Raw genomic sequence first — 16,294 nt, forward strand, 5'->3', positions numbered from 1 at the left:
AAAAATACTTGCACCATTCTTTGAACTTTGATATAATTCTTTTGTCAAATGTTTTGATTCTAAAAGTTTTTTTGAAAAGGAGGGAAGGAAAGATTGGACTACCAACGAATTAATGAATATTTAACGTCTATATTTAACAATGTCCTCGTTATTGAGGAAGTTAGCTTGAGGGGTAGTCGTTTCAAGGATATCTCCATCAAAGAAATGCATACGATTGATGTGATTGGAAAAGTTCCAGATGTGACACCAAGTCAAGTGTCAAAAGAGTTGATGGTGACTCTTGGGACAGTTACGACTAGTTTGAATAATCTCGAACGCAAGGGTTACATTGAACGCATTCGTTCAGAACATGATCGACGTGTGGTACATCTGCATTTGACAAAGAAAGGTCGCTTGGTTCATAGGCTACATAAACGCTTCCACAAGGCCATGGTTGAAAAAATCATTGATGGTATGAGTAAGCAAGAAATTGAGGTTATGAGCAAAGGTTTGACCAATCTTTATCAATTTTTGGAGGATTTGAGATAATGGCTTTTGCAAAAATAAGCCAGGTTGCTCATTATGTGCCAGAGCAAGTGGTTACAAATCATGATTTGGCTCAGATTATGGATACCAATGATGAGTGGATTTCAAGTCGGACGGGAATACGACAAAGGCATATTTCAAGAACAGAATCTACTAGTGATTTGGCTACAGAAGTTGCCAAGAAACTGATGGCAAAAGCTGGAATCACAGGAGGGGAGTTGGATTTTATCATCCTAGCTACCATTACTCCAGATTCGATGATGCCCTCTACAGCTGCTCGTGTTCAAGCTAATATTGGTGCTAATAAGGCCTTTGCTTTTGACCTAACAGCTGCTTGTAGTGGATTTGTATTTGCTCTTTCAACTGCTGAAAAGTTTATCGCTTCTGGTCGCTTTCAAAAAGGCTTGGTGATTGGTAGTGAAACCCTCTCTAAAGCAGTCGATTGGTCAGACCGATCAACAGCTGTTTTGTTTGGAGATGGTGCTGGTGGTGTCTTGTTAGAAGCTAGCGAGCAAGAGCATTTCTTGGCAGAGAGTCTCAATAGTGATGGGAGTCGTAGCGAGTGTCTAACTTATGGACATTCAGGCTTGCATTCTCCGTTTTCAGATCAAGAAAGTGCAGATTCATTTTTGAAGATGGATGGACGCGCAGTCTTTGATTTTGCTATTCGGGATGTAGCCAAGTCTATCAAGCAGACTATTGAAGAATCTCCTGTAGAGGCGACAGACTTGGATTATCTGCTACTTCATCAGGCTAATGACCGTATTTTGGATAAGATGGCTAGGAAAATCGGTGTCGACCGAGACAAACTTCCAGCCAATATGATGGAATATGGCAATACCAGTGCAGCCAGTATCCCGATTTTACTTTCAGAGTGTGTAGAACAAGATCTCATCCGTTTAGATGGTAGCCAGACTGTTCTGCTATCAGGCTTCGGTGGAGGCTTGACCTGGGGCACACTCATTCTTACAATTTAGGTAATCATGTGGTGAACACATTGTTATAAAAAACTATTTATTTTAAAGGAGTCCTATTATGGCAGTATTTGAAAAAGTACAAGAAATTATCGTTGAAGAACTTGGGAAAGACGCATCAGAAGTAACACTTGAATCAACTTTTGATGACTTGGACGCAGATTCATTGGACTTGTTCCAAGTAATCTCAGAAATTGAAGATGCTTTTGATATCCAAATCGAAGCAGAAGATGACTTGAAAACAGTTGGTGACTTGGTTGCCTACGTTGAAGAGCAAACAAAATAAGCAGAATATAAATAGAAGGAGTAGGGAAACCCGCTCCCTCTTGTTTAGGCAATAGTTTGATTTTCAAATTATGACGATATCGAACTATTACGTAAGCAAGAAACGATGGAGGCACTATGAAAACGCGTATTACAGAATTATTGAACATTGATTATCCTATCTTTCAAGGAGGAATGGCTTGGGTTGCTGATGGTGATTTGGCAGGAGCTGTTTCCAAGGCTGGAGGACTAGGGATTATCGGTGGGGGGAATGCCCCTAAAGAAGTTGTCAAGGCAAATATTGATAAAATCAAATCATTGACTGATAAACCCTTTGGTGTCAACATTATGCTCTTGTCTCCCTTTGTGGAAGATATTGTAGACCTCGTTATCGAGGAAGGGGTTAAGGTTGTTACAACAGGCGCAGGAAATCCAAGCAAGTACATGGAACGCTTCCATGCTGCTGGTATCACGGTTATTCCAGTTGTGCCTAGTGTTGCTTTAGCTAAACGCATGGAAAAAATCGGTGCGGACGCTGTTATTGCAGAAGGAATGGAGGCCGGGGGGCATATCGGTAAATTAACAACTATGACCTTGGTGCGTCAGGTTGCTGCTGCTGTATCTGTTCCTGTTATTGCTGCAGGAGGGATTGCGGATGGTGAAGGTGCTGCGGCTGGCTTTATGCTAGGTGCAGAGGCTGTTCAGGTTGGAACTCGTTTTGTCGTTGCAAAAGAGTCTAATGCCCATCCAAATTATAAGGCGAAAATTTTAAAAGCTCGAGATATTGATACTACGATTTCAGCTCAACACTTTGGACATGCTGTTCGTGCGATTAAAAATCAGTTGACTCGTGATTTTGAACAAGCTGAAAAAGATGCCTTTAAACAAGAAAATCCAGATTTGGAAATCTTTGAACAAATGGGAGCAGGTGCTCTAGCCAAAGCTGTTGTTCACGGAGATGTGGATGGAGGCTCTGTCATGGCAGGTCAAATTGCAGGCCTTGTTTCCAAAGAAGAAACCGTTGAAGAAATCCTAAAAGATTTGTATTACGGAGCAGCTAAGAAAATTCAAGAAGAAGCCTCTCGTTGGGCAGGAGTTGTAAGAAATGACTAAAACAGCCTTTTTATTTGCTGGTCAAGGTGCCCAGTATCTAGGTATGGGACGGGAACTCTATAATCAGTATCCGATTGTCAAAGAAACGATTGATCAAGCGAGTCAGGTACTCGGTTATGATTTGCGTTATCTTATTGATACAGAAGAAGAAAAACTCAATCAGACCCGCTATACGCAACCAGCTATTTTAGCAACTTCAGTTGCTATCTACCGTTTATTGCAAGAAAAGGGCTATCAGCCTGATATGGTTGCTGGTTTGTCCCTTGGAGAATATTCTGCCTTGGTGGCCAGTGGTGCCTTAGATTTTGAAGATGCGGTAGCCTTGGTAGCTAAGCGTGGAGCCTATATGGAAGAAGCGGCCCCTGCTGGTTCTGGCAAGATGGTAGCAGTTCTCAATACGCCAGTAGAGGTTATTGAAGAAGTCTGTCGAAAAGCTTCTGAACTTGGAGTAGTTACCCCAGCCAACTATAATACACCTGCACAAATTGTGATTGGTGGAGAAGTGACTGCAGTTGACCGAGCTGTTGAACTCTTGCAGGAAGCAGGAGCTAAACGCTTGATTCCTCTCAAGGTTTCAGGACCTTTTCATACCGCTCTCCTTGAGCCTGCTAGCCAGAAACTAGCTGAAACTCTAGCTCAGGTAAGTTTTTCAGATTTTACTTGTCCCCTAGTCGGCAATACAGAAGCTACGGTCATGAAAAAAGAAGACATTGCTCAACTTTTGACGCGTCAGATCAAGGAACCAGTTCGTTTCTATGAAAGTATTGCGGTTATGCAAGAAGCAGGCGTAACCAACTTTATCGAGATTGGCCCGGGGAAAGTCTTGTCAGGCTTTGTCAAAAAAATTGATAAGACCGCTAAACTAGCCAATGTTGAAGATCAGGCTAGTTTGGAAACTTTGCTAGAAAACAAGTAATCCCTTCTCCCATAAATACAAGAGGAAACAGGAGAAAAGAATGCAACTAAAAAATAAAAATATCTTTATTACAGGTTCGAGTCGTGGAATTGGTCTTGCCATCGCCCACAAGTTTGCTCAAGCAGGAGCCAATATTGTTTTAAACAGTCGTGGGGCAATCTCAGAAGAATTGCTCGCTGAGTTTTCAAACTATGGTGTCAAGGTGGTTCCTATATCAGGAGACGTGTCAGATTTTGCAGACGCTAAGCGTATGGTTGATCAAGCTATTGCAGAGCTGGGTTCAGTAGATGTTTTGGTCAATAATGCAGGGATTACCCAAGATACCCTTATGCTCAAGATGACAGAGGCGGATTTTGAAAAAGTGCTCAAGGTTAACTTGACTGGTGCCTTTAACATGACACAATCAGTCTTGAAACCGATGATGAAAGCCAGAGAAGGTGCTATCATTAATATGTCTAGTGTTGTTGGTTTGATGGGAAATATCGGTCAAGCTAACTATGCAGCTTCTAAGGCTGGTTTGATTGGTTTTACCAAGTCTGTGGCTCGTGAAGTGGCCAATCGCAATATCAGGGTTAACGCTATTGCACCTGGAATGATTGAGTCCGATATGACAGCTGTTCTATCAGACAAGGTAAAAGATGCTATGCTGGCTCAAATTCCTATGAAAGAATTTGGACAAGCGGAGCAGGTTGCAGATTTGACAGTATTTTTAGCAGGCCAAGATTATCTAACTGGTCAAGTGGTTGCCATTGATGGTGGCTTAAGTATGTAGCAGAAGCTAGAGGTGAAAAAGATGAAACTAAATCGCGTAGTAGTAACAGGTTATGGAGTAACATCTCCAATCGGAAATACACCAGAAGAATTTTGGAATAGTTTGACAACTGGAAAAATCGGAATTGGTCAAATTACGAAATTTGATCATAGCGACTTTGATGTTCATAATGCAGCAGAAATCCAAGATTTTCCTTTTGATAAATACTTTGTAAAGAAAGATACCAATCGTTTTGATAACTATTCTTTATATGCCTTGTATGCGGCTCAAGAAGCTGTCAATCATGCCAATTTAGATGTAGAGGCTCTTGATAAAGATCGTTTTGGTGTTATTGTGGCCTCTGGTATTGGTGGAATCAAGGAAATTGAAGATCAAGTGCTTCGCCTAAATGACAAAGGACCAAAACGTTTGAAACCATTGACCCTTCCAAAAGCCTTGCCAAATATGGCTTCAGGAAATGTTGCTATGCGTTTTGGAGCAAACGGTGTTTGTAAATCTATCAATACTGCCTGCGCTTCATCAAATGACGCGATTGGTGATGCCTTCCGTTCAATTAAGTTTGGCTTCCAAGATGTCATGTTGGTAGGTGGGTCAGAAGCTTCTATTACACCTTTTGCTATTGCTGGTTTCCAAGCCCTAACTGCTCTCTCAACTACAGAGGACCCAACTCGTGCTTCCATTCCATTTGATAAGGACCGTAATGGTTTTGTCATGGGTGAAGGTTCTGGGATGTTAGTTCTTGAAAGCCTTGAACACGCTGAAAAACGTGGGGCTACTATCCTTGCTGAAGTGGTTGGTTACGGAAATACTTGTGATGCCTACCATATGACTTCTCCTCATCCAGAAGGTCAGGGAGCTATCAAGGCCATTAAACTAGCCTTGGAAGAAGCTGAGATTTCTCCAGAGCAAGTAGCCTATGTCAATGCTCACGGAACGTCAACTCCTGCTAATGAAAAAGGAGAAAGTGGTGCGATTGTGGCTGTTCTTGGTAAGGAAGTACCTGTATCATCAACCAAGTCTTTCACAGGACATTTGCTAGGTGCTGCAGGTGCGGTAGAAGCTATCGTAACCATCGAAGCTATGCGTCATAACTTTGTACCAATGACAGCTGGGACAAGTGAAGTATCAGACTATATCGAAGCCAATGTCGTTTATGGACAAGGCTTGGAGCAAGAAATTCCATACGCTATTTCAAATACTTTTGGTTTTGGTGGCCACAATGCAGTTCTTGCTTTCAAACGTTGGGAGAATAAATAACTATGAATTTAAACGATATTAAAGACTTGATGGCCCAATTTGACCAGTCAAGTTTGAGAGAATTTTCTTATAAAAATGGGACGGATGAGTTGCAGTTTAGCAAGAATGAAGCGAGACTGGTGTCTGAAGTTGCAGCTCAAGTCGCTTCAGCGCCCGTTCTAGCAACACCAAGTCCAGTAGCTCCTACATCTGCTCCAGTAGAAACTGTAATAGAAGAAACTTCGTCACCAGCAGAAGCAAGCGTAGCTGCTGAGGGAGATGTTGTAGAGAGTCCACTTGTTGGGGTGGCTTACTTGGCTGCTGGTCCTGATAAACCTGCCTTCGTCACAGTTGGTGATAGTGTCAAAAAAGGTCAAACATTGGTGATCATCGAAGCTATGAAAGTCATGAATGAAATTCCAGCTCCTAAGGATGGTGTGGTAACGGAAATTCTCGTTTCTAACGAAGAAATGGTTGAGTTTGGTAAAGGATTGGTACGTATCAAATGATCGATATTCAAGGAATCAAAGAAGCCCTTCCCCACCGTTATCCTATGCTCCTAGTAGACCGTGTGTTGGAAGTGAGCGAGGACACCATTGTTGCCATCAAAAATGTGACTATCAATGAGCCCTTCTTTAACGGTCATTTTCCTCAATACCCTGTCATGCCAGGTGTTCTGATTATGGAAGCCTTGGCGCAAACAGCTGGTGTCTTGGAGTTATCAAAACCTGAAAATAAAGGGAAACTAGTCTTTTACGCTGGTATGGACAAGGTCAAGTTTAAGAAGCAAGTTGTACCAGGTGACCAATTAGTTATGACGGCAACGTTTGTAAAACGTCGTGGCACCATTGCCGTGGTTGAAGCAAAGGCTGAAGTGGATGGCAAGCTTGCAGCTAGTGGTACTCTTACCTTTGCAATTGGGAACTAAGGAGGTTCTCCATGTTTCGAAAAATTTTAATTGCCAATCGTGGTGAAATTGCGGTCCGTATTATCCGTGCGGCGCGTGAACTGGGGATCGCAACGGTGGCGGTTTATTCAACTGCTGATAAGGAAGCCCTTCATACGCTTTTGGCAGATGAAGCGGTTTGTATCGGTCCTGGTAAGTCAACTGAGTCTTATCTCAATATCAATGCGGTTCTATCAGCTGCAGTCTTGACTGAGGCAGAAGCCATTCACCCAGGTTTTGGATTTCTCAGTGAAAATTCCAAATTTGCAACTATGTGTGAAGAGGTGGGGATTAAGTTTATCGGCCCATCTGGTCATGTCATGGATATGATGGGAGACAAAATCAATGCGCGTGCTCAGATGATTAAAGCAGGCGTGCCTGTCATTCCAGGTTCAGATGGAGAAGTGCATAACTCTGAGGAAGCTTTGATTGTTGCTGAAAAAATTGGCTATCCTGTTATGCTCAAGGCTTCAGCAGGTGGAGGTGGTAAAGGGATTCGTAAGGTTGAAAAACCAGAAGACCTCGTTTCCGCCTTTGAAACTGCCTCTAGTGAAGCCAAGGCCAATTATGGCAATGGTGCCATGTACATAGAACGAGTTATCTATCCCGCTCGTCACATTGAGGTTCAAATCCTAGGAGATGAGCATGGACATGTGATTCACTTGGGGGAACGGGATTGTTCTCTTCAACGGAATAACCAAAAGGTTTTAGAAGAAAGTCCTTCGATTGCAATTGGCAAAACGCTACGCAATGAAATTGGTTCTGCTGCTGTTCGAGCTGCAGAGTCTGTTGGTTATGAGAATGCAGGGACCATTGAGTTTCTTCTTGATGAAGCCAGTGGAAACTTCTATTTCATGGAAATGAATACACGTGTTCAGGTAGAGCATCCAGTAACAGAGTTTGTTTCAGGTGTGGATATCGTTAAGGAACAGATTCGCATTGCGGCAGGTCAGCCTCTGTCTGTTAAGCAAGAAGATATTGTTCTACGCGGTCATGCCATCGAGTGTCGTATCAATGCAGAAAATCCAGCCTTTAACTTTGCTCCAAGTCCAGGTAAGATTACCAATCTCTATCTGCCAAGTGGTGGAGTTGGCTTGCGCGTGGATTCAGCAGTTTATCCAGGTTATACCATTCCGCCTTATTATGATAGTATGATTGCCAAAATCATCGTACACGGCGAAAATCGTTTTGACGCCTTGATGAAAATGCAACGTGCCCTCTATGAATTAGAGATAGAAGGGGTGCAGACCAATGCAGATTTCCAGCTTGACCTCATTTCAGATCGCAATGTCATTGCTGGAGATTATGATACTTCCTTCTTGATGGAAACCTTCTTACCCAAATATCAAGAAAAAGAATAAAATGACTTCAAGAGTTTAAACCGAAAAGGGGAATCAATGGCTCTATTTAGTAAAAAAGATAAGTATATTCGAATCAATCCCAATCGTTCGGTTAGGGAAAAACCTCAAGCCAAGCCAGAGGTTCCAGATGAATTATTTTCCCAGTGTCCAGGCTGTAAGCATACCATCTATCAGAAGGATCTGGGAAGTGAGCGTATCTGTCCACACTGTAGCTATACCTTTCGTATTTCTGCCCAAGAACGCTTGGCTTTGACGATTGATATGGGAACCTTCAAGGAATTGTTTACAGGGATTGAAAGCAAGGATCCCTTGCATTTCCCTGGTTATCAAAAGAAACTAGTAACCATGCGTGAAAAAACAGGTCTGGATGAAGCTGTTGTGACAGGAACAGCTCTTATAAAAGGTCAGACTGTGGCTCTTGGGATTATGGATTCCAACTTTATCATGGCATCTATGGGTACGGTTGTAGGGGAAAAAATTACTCGCTTGTTTGAGTATGCGACTGTCGAACAATTACCAGTTGTTCTCTTCACAGCCTCTGGTGGAGCCCGTATGCAGGAAGGAATCATGAGTCTCATGCAGATGGCCAAGATTTCTGCAGCAGTTAAACGCCATTCAAATGCTGGTCTCTTTTACCTGACCATTTTGACAGATCCAACGACAGGTGGTGTGACAGCTTCTTTCGCTATGGAAGGCGATATCATTCTGGCTGAACCACAGAGTTTAGTTGGTTTTGCTGGGCGTCGTGTCATTGAAAATACGGTTCGTGAAAGCTTGCCTGAGGATTTCCAAAAGGCAGAATTCCTATTGGAACATGGTTTTGTGGATGCTATTGTCAAAAGAAGAGATTTGCCAGATACGATTGCTAGCCTAGTCAGATTGCACGGAGGGGGTCCTAGATGAATATTGCAAAAATAGTCAGAGAAGCGCGTGAGCAGAGTCGCTTGACAACCTTGGACTTTGCGACAGGCATTTTTGATGACTTTATCCAATTACACGGTGACCGTTCTTTTCGTGATGATGGTGCAGTTGTTGGTGGTATCGGCTGGCTTGGAGACCAAGCTGTAACAGTGGTTGGTATCCAAAAAGGCAAGAGTTTACAAGATAACCTCAAGCGGAATTTTGGCCAACCGCATCCAGAAGGCTATCGCAAGGCTCTACGGTTGATGAAACAGGCTGAAAAGTTTGGTCGTCCAGTTGTGACCTTTATTAATACTGCAGGTGCCTATCCTGGTGTCGGCGCGGAAGAACGCGGTCAAGGAGAAGCTATCGCTCGCAATCTCATGGAAATGAGTGACCTGAAAGTTCCGATTATTGCTATTATTATCGGTGAAGGTGGTTCAGGTGGAGCTCTGGCTCTGGCAGTCGCAGACCGTGTCTGGATGCTGGAAAATTCTATCTATGCTATTCTCAGTCCAGAAGGCTTTGCTTCCATTTTATGGAAGGACGGAACTCGTGCCATGGAAGCGGCTGAACTGATGAAAATCACTTCACACGAGCTGCTAGAAATGGACGTGGTGGACAAGGTGATTTCTGAAGCAGGACTTTCTAGCAAAGAATTAATTAAGAATGTCAAAAAAGAACTCCAAGATGAGCTAGCTAGACTTTCGCAAAAACCGTTAGAAGAGTTGTTGGAAGAGCGTTATCAACGATTTAGAAAATACTAATACCTCAGAATACATAAAAACTAGAACTGGCAGTCAGTTCTAGTTTTTGTGTGCTTCTTACTCTGTATCAAGGACGAGGTAAAAGGTGCTTGGGAAACCAAACACCTTTTCGATTATTCATTTTCTTCAGTTACAAATTGACTAAGCAGTCCGTTGATAAAGCGGGCTGATTTTTGATCTGAAAAATTCTTAGCAAGTTCAATAGCTTCATTGACTGCTACCAGCTGAGGTGTATCAAATGATGTGATTTCAAAGATACCCAAGCGTAGTAAGTTTTTTTCGACCAAGGTCAATCGTTCAACTGTCCAGCCTGACTTGAGGTGCTGGTTGATTTGTTTATCCAACTCGTCTTTTTGAGCTTGAACACCAGAAACCAAGTTCAGAAGAAAGGCAGGGATTTGCACATCTTCATCTTCACGGTCATGTGTATATGCAAAGTGACAAGCTGTTTCCATATCTGTGCCGAATTCAAGGCTCATGAGGGCTTGAAAAGCGCATTTACGAAGTTCGCGTCTAGATTCTAATAATGGACTAGTCATTGAGGAAGTCCTCGTTAAATAGATCTTTCAACTCAGGTTTTGGTGTTTTATCTGGAACGATTCCTGCAACATGGATGTTAACAGCAGCAAGTTCCACATCAGCCATATCTCGGACAGCATCTTTGACTGCTTTTTGAATAGCAAGAGCAACTTTTGGTACTTTCACACCGTACTCAAGGTAGAGGTAGATGTCAGCAGTTAGTTCTTCGTTGCTTTCTTTTAAGTAGACGCCACGACCAAGAGAGAGTTTTGATAGGGTATCAGATACGGATTTATTTGAAAATGAGTGGACACCATCAACTTTAGCAGTTGTGATGGCAATGATTTTTTCAAGTACACGTGGAGCGATAACGATTTCGCCAAATTGTTCTTCAATTCCCATAGAATGACCTCTTTCTAGAGATTAGGCACGAGAAACGTAAGTTCCTTCTGCAGTGTTGATGATCAATTTTTGTCCAGCTTCGATGAAGTCAGGAACGTTGACAACAAGTCCAGTTTCCATAGTTGCTGGTTTACCAGAACCTGTAACAGTAGCACCTTTGATAGATGGTTGTGTTTCAGCAACTGTCAATTCAACAGTAGTTGGTACAGTTACACCGATTACTTCAGTTCCGTAGAATTGGATTTTCACATCAGAGTTTTCAAGGATGTAAAGCAATTCATTTTCAACGTTTACGACTGGGATTTCGTATTGGTCGTAAGTTTCAGTGTTCATGAAGTAGGCAGTTTCATCCATTTTGTACAAGTATTGAGCTGGCACAGTTTCGATAATAGCTTGTTCGAATTTTTCTTCTGGACGGTAGCTTGTGTCAAAAGTAGAACCAGTACGGACATCACGTAATTTCATACGCATGATTGTGTTCCCTTTACCTGGTTTGTGGTGGCTAGCTTCCAAAACGCGGATTAATTTTCCGTCTGCAGTTTCAAATGTCATACCAGCTTTCAATTTGCTTGCTTCAATCATGTTTTTACCTCTTTAATAAATATTATTACTCTTCATTTTACCATAAAATCTTCTGGAAATAAAGCCAAAATAGTTATTGGGAGATGGTAGGGGAGAAAAAGAATATTGCCTAGTCAGGTGGAGTGGTTAATGTTAAAGAGTATCTACCATATTTCTTCTCATACTCAATGGAAATCAAAGAGCAAACTAGGAAGCAAGCCGCAGGTTGCTCAAAACACTGTTTTGAGGTTGTGGATAGAACTGACGAAGTCAGTAACCATATATACGGTAACGCGACGCTGACGTGGTTTGAAGAGATTTTCGAAGAGTATTATATTTCAAAAGGCCGAAGTAAGCTTACTCCGACCTGTTAGTATTGTCTTAAAAAGATTGATTTTTATTCTGGTTCTACCAAAATTTTAATTTGTGACTTATCTTGAGTTAATTCGATAAAGCCTTCTTCGACGATATTTTCCAATTTGATTTTCTTAGTAACCAATTTTTCAGCAGAGAAGTAGCCTTGTTCCATCAATTCTAATACTTTAGGGAAGATATGACGATAAGCAATGATTCCTTTTAGTGTCTTTTCTTGGATTGCAAATTCATTCGGATTAATATTTGCTTCTCGTTCCCAGATAGAGACCACCATGCACTCACCTGCTTTATGTACGGCAGCTAAGGCTTGTCCTAAAACTACTGGCACACCCGTTACTTCATAAGAAACATCTACACCACCGTTTGTTAAACGATGAATAGCTTCAACAGCTGTTTCACCTTCTTCCGGACGGACAACGATAGCTCCTAACTCTTCAGCTTTTGCTTGACGTTCAGGTGATAGTTCAACAGCATAAATCTTAGAAGCACCCGCTGCACGAAGGGCTTCTATAATTAAGAGACCAATCGGACCTAAGCCAAAGACAGCAGCAGTATCACCAGCTTTTAGTGCTGATTGACGAACTGCATAAACTGCAACAGCAGCTGGCTCAGTGAGAGCAGCTTGCTCATAGCTTAAGCTATCTGGAATGACATGTACTAAGTCACCGTCTAAAACACAATATTTGGCAAATCCACCGTCTGCAGCCAAACCGACAAAATTAAGGTTTGGATCCAAATTATAATTACCAACTAAGTTATTCTTAGCTAGAATTGGTTCTACAGCAACACGATCACCAACTTTAACACGAGTAACATCGCTTCCGACTTCTACAATTTCACCAGAAAATTCATGTCCCAGTGTTACTGGTGCTTTTTGACCAGAATAGACATGTTCTTCTGTTGGGATGAAGATAGGGCCATCTAAAAATTCGTGGAGGTCAGTACCACAAATTCCCGTGAATTTAACAGCAACTTTTACTTGGTGCGGAAGTACCTCAGGGACTTCTACTTCTTGAATACGAACATCTTTTGCTGCATGCCAGCGAGCTGCTTTCATTGTAGCCATATGAATAACTCCTTATTGTTACGATTTTTAGTTTTCTTTTTAGGAAACTTTACATGTAACATTGTAAACGCTTTCCTTGTATTTGTCAAGAAAAAACCAACCTCAAGGCTGGTTTCTTTTACATATTAATCTTCTTTCAACTTCGCTAATTCCTGAGCAAGGAGTTTAAGGGCGACTTGTGGGTTGGCTTGGCCTTTGGTTGCTTTCATAAGGAATCCTGTGAAGGCCTTATCTGCGTTACGTTTACCTGACTTGAAGTCGGCAACCGCCGCTTCGTTATCGACAAAGACTTGGTGGATGATTGGAATCAGGATTTCAGGATCTGAGATTTGAACCATACCTGCTTTTTCAACGTATTCACGCGCTCCTCCGCCATTTTTAGCTAGGTGGACAAAGACTTTCTTAGCAATCTTAGAAGAGATAGTGCCGTCTTCGATGATGGCAATCATTTCAACCAAGTTTTCTGGTGTCAATTCGATTTGTTCTAGTGTCTTGCCTTCGGCATTCAAGAACTGAGCGACTTCCCCTTGGAGCCAGTTAGAGACTTGTTTGGCATCGCCACCGAGGGTAACAGCTTTTTCAAAGAAGTCAGAAGTGACTTTGTTTGCCGTCAACTGACTAGCATCATAGTCTGACAAGCCAAGGTCAGATACATAACGCGCACGGCGTTCTTTTGGAAACTCTGGCAACTCAGTTCGCATTTCCTCAATCCACTCGTCTGAGATTTCAAAGATTGGTAGGTCTGGCTCTGGGAAGTAGCGGTAGTCTGCAGCTCCTTCCTTGACACGCATGAGGATGGTTGCCTTGTTAGCTTCATCGTAACGGCGTGTTTCTTGACGGATTTGACCCCCTGAGCGAAGGATTTCAGCTTGACGTTGGACTTCGTATTCAAGACCTTTACGAACGTTTGAGAAGGAGTTGAGGTTCTTCAACTCTGTCTTGGTACCGAATTTCTCTTGACCATAAGGGCGAAGGGAGATATTGGCATCCACACGCATAGAACCCTCTTCCATCTTAACGTCAGAAATACCAGCGTACTGGATAACCTCCTTGAGGGCTGTTAGATAAGCATAGGCTTCTTCAGGAGAACGCATGTCAGCTTCAGATACAATCTCAATCAATGGCACCCCTTGGCGGTTGAGGTCAACATAAGAGTAGCCATCTGTACCGTGGGTGTTTTTACCAGCATCTTCTTCTAGGTGGGCACGTTCGATACCGATTTTCTTAGTTGTACCGTCTTCTAGCTCCACTTCAATCCAGCCGTTATAACCGATTGGCTCATCAAACTGAGAAATTTGGTAGGCTTTTGGATTATCAGGGTAGAAGTAGTTCTTGCGGTCAAAGTGCATCTTTTTGTGGATGTCCATGTTGAGGGCAAGAGCAGCCTTGATACCGGCATCGACAACACCTTTATTAAGAACTGGCAGAACTCCTGGGAAAGACCAATCAATCACGTTAGTGTTGGCATTTTGGTCATTTCCAAAGTGGGCAGAAGTAGGTGAGAAGATTTTTGAATTGGTGTTGAGCTCTACGTGGACTTCAAGTCCAATGACTGTTTCAAAGTTCATTAGTTATCACCTCCAAAAATCACGGGTTGTTGTTTGTGGTAGTCTGTTGTCGCCTCAAAAGCAGCAGCAGCTTGGTAAATGGTTTCCTCAGAGTACTTAGGACCGATCAATTGGAGACCGACAGGCAGACCTTGAGAGAATCCAGCAGGAATAGAAATTCCAGGCAGTCCTGCCAAGTTTACAGGTATGGTCAAGAGGTCAGCCAAGTACATAGCAACTGGGTCGTGGTTGAGTGAATCCAAGTCATAGGCAACACTAGGAGCAGTTGGGCCCAAAATCAAGTCGTAATCCGCGAAGACTTTTTCGAAATCTTGGATGATGAGGGTACGGACCTGACCAGCCTTCTTATAGTAGGCGTCATAGTAACCTGATGAAAGACTGAATGTGCCAAGCATGATACGGCGTTTAACCTCTTCACCGAAACCTTGGCTACGGCTGTTTACATAGATTTCATCAAGGTTGGTTGCATCTTCTGCGCGGTAGCCGTAACGGATACCGTCAAAACGTTGCAAGTTTGATGAAGCTTCAGATGAAGCAATGATGTAGTAGACGGCAACACCGTATTTTGAGTGAGGTAGACTCACTTCTTCAACAATAGCACCAAGTTTTTCAAAGTGTTTGGCTGCGTTCAGAATGGTTCCCTTAACCTCTGGGTCAATTCCTTCACCAAGGTATTCCTTAGGCAAAGCAATTTTCATGCCCTTGATGTCTTGGCCGATTTTTGAAGTAAAATCGGCAATGCGGACAGGAGCAGAAGTAGAGTCTTTGGCATCTTCGCTTGCAATAGCATTGAGCAAGAAGGCATTTTCCTTAACAGTCGGAGCGAAAGGTCCAATCTGGTCTAATGAACTACCAAAGGCAATGAGACCGAAACGTGAAACTGTTCCGTAGGTTGGTTTGAGACCGACGATCCCATTGAAGGCAGCAGGTTGGCGGATAGATCCACCAGTATCAGAACCAAGTGACAAGCGAACTTGTCCTGAGGCTACAGCTGCAGCAGAACCACTTGATGATCCACCAGGGACCTTGCTGTGGTCCCAAGCATTTTTAGTGGCACCGTAGTAAGAAGTCTCACCTGATCCACCCATGGCAAACTCGTCCATGTTGGTTTTCCCTACGACAATCATGCCTTTCGCTTTTGCATTGGCAACGGCTGTCGCATCAAAGATTGGCTCGTAGTTGTAGAGCATTTTTGAGGCTGCAGTTGTAAGAATACCGTCTGTAGAGATATTATCCTTAACTGCAAGTGGAATTCCTGAAAGGACATTATCATCATCGATTCCAGCTTCATCAATAGCTTTAGCTTGAGCAAGAGCTTGCTCTTCAGCGATGGTAACAAAAGCGTTGATAGCGGTCTCGCGAGACTTGATATCTTCAAGTGTTGCTTGTGTTAATTCAGTTGCTGAAATTTCCTTAGAGACAAGGAGATTGTGCAAGTCTTCAATGGTTTTATTGTTGAAAGTCATTAGGCATCTCCTCCATCGTCTAGGATAGCTGGTACCTTGATATAGTAGTTGTCTTTTTCAGGTACGTTTTTAAACAAGCGATCACGGTCTGTTCCTTCTTCGGCCACATCAGGGCGGAGTACAGTCTTGCGGTCAGCCATGGTTGTAGTAGGTGCGACACCAGTTGTGTCAACTTCGCCCAGCAATTCAACCATGTCAACAATCTTAGACAAGGTAGTCGCAAAGGCAGCAGTTTCTTCTTCAGAGAATCTTAATTTTGAAAGATTGGCAACGTGTGTTACCTCTTCTTGCGTAATTTTCATCTTGCATCCTTTCGTGAAATGATGATTTTTAGTCTGTTCTATTTTACCATATTTTCCTATAAATAAGGGAAGGAAAGATGAAAAAAGACAGGTATAGGATGGAGAACGGATTCTGATGATGATTTATTTGAAAAGCGGATTTCAAAGGGGAAAATATATGGTACAATAGTTTAACAGAGAAGTGAAGACGGTGGTTACAAAATCGAAAGGATGGTGATGCTTATGTGCAGAACCTGTAAAATCTTAGTAGAAAGGAGTAAC

At 42.6% G+C, this 16,294-nt stretch carries 19 protein-coding genes; 12 read left to right on the plus strand and 7 right to left on the minus strand.

The genetic code is table 11. The features are described from left to right. Nucleotides 1-93: 93 nt before the first annotated feature. From fabT to B7703_RS03705, 12 genes are all read left to right on the plus strand, one after another. Nucleotides 94-528, plus strand: a complete 435-nt coding sequence (fabT, locus tag B7703_RS03650) for a fatty acid biosynthesis transcriptional regulator FabT (RefSeq protein ID WP_000386355.1) — start codon at nucleotides 94-96, stop codon at nucleotides 526-528. Further along, on the plus strand, nucleotides 528-1,502 hold the full coding sequence (locus B7703_RS03655; RefSeq protein ID WP_084923679.1) for a beta-ketoacyl-ACP synthase III: 975 nt from the start codon (nucleotides 528-530) through the stop codon (nucleotides 1,500-1,502). Before fabT ends, B7703_RS03655 begins: the two co-directional genes overlap by 1 nt. A gap of 58 nt (nucleotides 1,503-1,560) precedes the next feature. Further along, on the plus strand, nucleotides 1,561-1,785 hold the full coding sequence (locus tag B7703_RS03660; RefSeq protein ID WP_000257838.1) for an acyl carrier protein: 225 nt from the start codon (nucleotides 1,561-1,563) through the stop codon (nucleotides 1,783-1,785). A gap of 116 nt (nucleotides 1,786-1,901) precedes the next feature. Continuing rightward, nucleotides 1,902-2,876, plus strand: a complete 975-nt coding sequence (fabK, locus tag B7703_RS03665; RefSeq protein ID WP_084923680.1) for an enoyl-[acyl-carrier-protein] reductase FabK — start codon at nucleotides 1,902-1,904, stop codon at nucleotides 2,874-2,876. Beyond that, nucleotides 2,869-3,792 carry an ACP S-malonyltransferase gene (fabD, locus tag B7703_RS03670; protein WP_084923682.1) on the plus strand — a complete coding sequence of 308 codons (924 nt, stop codon included), beginning with the start codon at nucleotides 2,869-2,871 and terminating at the stop codon, nucleotides 3,790-3,792. Before fabK ends, fabD begins: the two co-directional genes overlap by 8 nt. Nucleotides 3,793-3,832: 40 nt before the next feature. Beyond that, nucleotides 3,833-4,564 (plus strand): 3-oxoacyl-[acyl-carrier-protein] reductase, encoded by a 732-nt coding sequence (gene fabG, locus B7703_RS03675; protein WP_001176197.1) that lies wholly within the window; start codon nucleotides 3,833-3,835, stop codon nucleotides 4,562-4,564. Between the two features lie 21 nt (nucleotides 4,565-4,585). Further along, nucleotides 4,586-5,821, plus strand: a complete 1,236-nt coding sequence (gene fabF, locus B7703_RS03680; protein WP_049544789.1) for a beta-ketoacyl-ACP synthase II — start codon at nucleotides 4,586-4,588, stop codon at nucleotides 5,819-5,821. A 2-nt stretch (nucleotides 5,822-5,823) separates the two neighbouring features. Continuing rightward, entirely contained in the window at nucleotides 5,824-6,309 is a 486-nt protein-coding gene (accB, locus tag B7703_RS03685) for an acetyl-CoA carboxylase biotin carboxyl carrier protein (protein WP_045612211.1), read from the plus strand. Then, the gene (gene fabZ / locus B7703_RS03690) at nucleotides 6,306-6,728 is read left to right on the plus strand and encodes a 3-hydroxyacyl-ACP dehydratase FabZ (RefSeq protein WP_000565515.1); all 423 of its coding nucleotides are present in this window, start codon (nucleotides 6,306-6,308) and stop codon (nucleotides 6,726-6,728) included. The genes accB and fabZ overlap by 4 nt, the downstream gene beginning before the upstream one ends. Before the next feature lie 11 nt (nucleotides 6,729-6,739). Further along, entirely contained in the window at nucleotides 6,740-8,107 is a 1,368-nt protein-coding gene (gene accC / locus B7703_RS03695; RefSeq protein WP_084923684.1) for an acetyl-CoA carboxylase biotin carboxylase subunit, read from the plus strand. Between the two features lie 36 nt (nucleotides 8,108-8,143). Then, the gene (accD, locus tag B7703_RS03700; RefSeq protein WP_084923686.1) at nucleotides 8,144-9,010 is read left to right on the plus strand and encodes an acetyl-CoA carboxylase, carboxyltransferase subunit beta; all 867 of its coding nucleotides are present in this window, start codon (nucleotides 8,144-8,146) and stop codon (nucleotides 9,008-9,010) included. After that, nucleotides 9,007-9,774: an acetyl-CoA carboxylase carboxyl transferase subunit alpha gene (locus B7703_RS03705; RefSeq protein WP_049516247.1), complete on the plus strand. Its 768-nt coding sequence runs from the start codon at nucleotides 9,007-9,009 to the stop codon at nucleotides 9,772-9,774. The genes accD and B7703_RS03705 overlap by 4 nt, the downstream gene beginning before the upstream one ends. 113 nt (nucleotides 9,775-9,887) lie before the next feature. Here B7703_RS03705 and nusB read toward each other — a convergent pair whose 3' ends face one another. From nusB to gatC, 7 genes are all read right to left on the minus strand, one after another. Continuing rightward, entirely contained in the window at nucleotides 9,888-10,313 is a 426-nt protein-coding gene (gene nusB, locus B7703_RS03710) for a transcription antitermination factor NusB (protein WP_000203640.1), read from the minus strand. Continuing rightward, complete coding sequence (locus B7703_RS03715; protein ID WP_000510579.1) at nucleotides 10,306-10,695, minus strand: Asp23/Gls24 family envelope stress response protein; 390 nt, start codon at nucleotides 10,693-10,695, stop codon at nucleotides 10,306-10,308. The genes nusB and B7703_RS03715 overlap by 8 nt, the downstream gene beginning before the upstream one ends. A 21-nt stretch (nucleotides 10,696-10,716) precedes the next feature. Continuing rightward, a complete protein-coding gene (gene efp, locus B7703_RS03720) occupies nucleotides 10,717-11,277 on the minus strand; it encodes an elongation factor P (RefSeq protein WP_000568643.1) in 561 nt (186 codons plus the stop codon). A 376-nt stretch (nucleotides 11,278-11,653) separates the two neighbouring features. Beyond that, nucleotides 11,654-12,697, minus strand: coding sequence for a 2,3-butanediol dehydrogenase (locus B7703_RS03730; protein WP_000224425.1), 1,044 nt, complete (start codon nucleotides 12,695-12,697; stop codon nucleotides 11,654-11,656). Between the two features lie 125 nt (nucleotides 12,698-12,822). Further along, nucleotides 12,823-14,265, minus strand: coding sequence for an Asp-tRNA(Asn)/Glu-tRNA(Gln) amidotransferase subunit GatB (gene gatB / locus B7703_RS03735; RefSeq protein WP_001008638.1), 1,443 nt, complete (start codon nucleotides 14,263-14,265; stop codon nucleotides 12,823-12,825). Further along, the gene (gene gatA / locus B7703_RS03740; RefSeq protein ID WP_084923689.1) at nucleotides 14,265-15,731 is read right to left on the minus strand and encodes an Asp-tRNA(Asn)/Glu-tRNA(Gln) amidotransferase subunit GatA; all 1,467 of its coding nucleotides are present in this window, start codon (nucleotides 15,729-15,731) and stop codon (nucleotides 14,265-14,267) included. The genes gatB and gatA overlap by 1 nt, the downstream gene beginning before the upstream one ends. Next, a complete protein-coding gene (gene gatC / locus B7703_RS03745) occupies nucleotides 15,731-16,033 on the minus strand; it encodes an Asp-tRNA(Asn)/Glu-tRNA(Gln) amidotransferase subunit GatC (protein WP_000705419.1) in 303 nt (100 codons plus the stop codon). The genes gatA and gatC overlap by 1 nt, the downstream gene beginning before the upstream one ends. Nucleotides 16,034-16,294: the final 261 nt, after the last annotated feature.

Origin of the sequence: Streptococcus mitis (assembly GCF_002096735.1) — a bacterium.
GTDB lineage: Bacteria > Bacillota > Bacilli > Lactobacillales > Streptococcaceae > Streptococcus > Streptococcus mitis_CZ.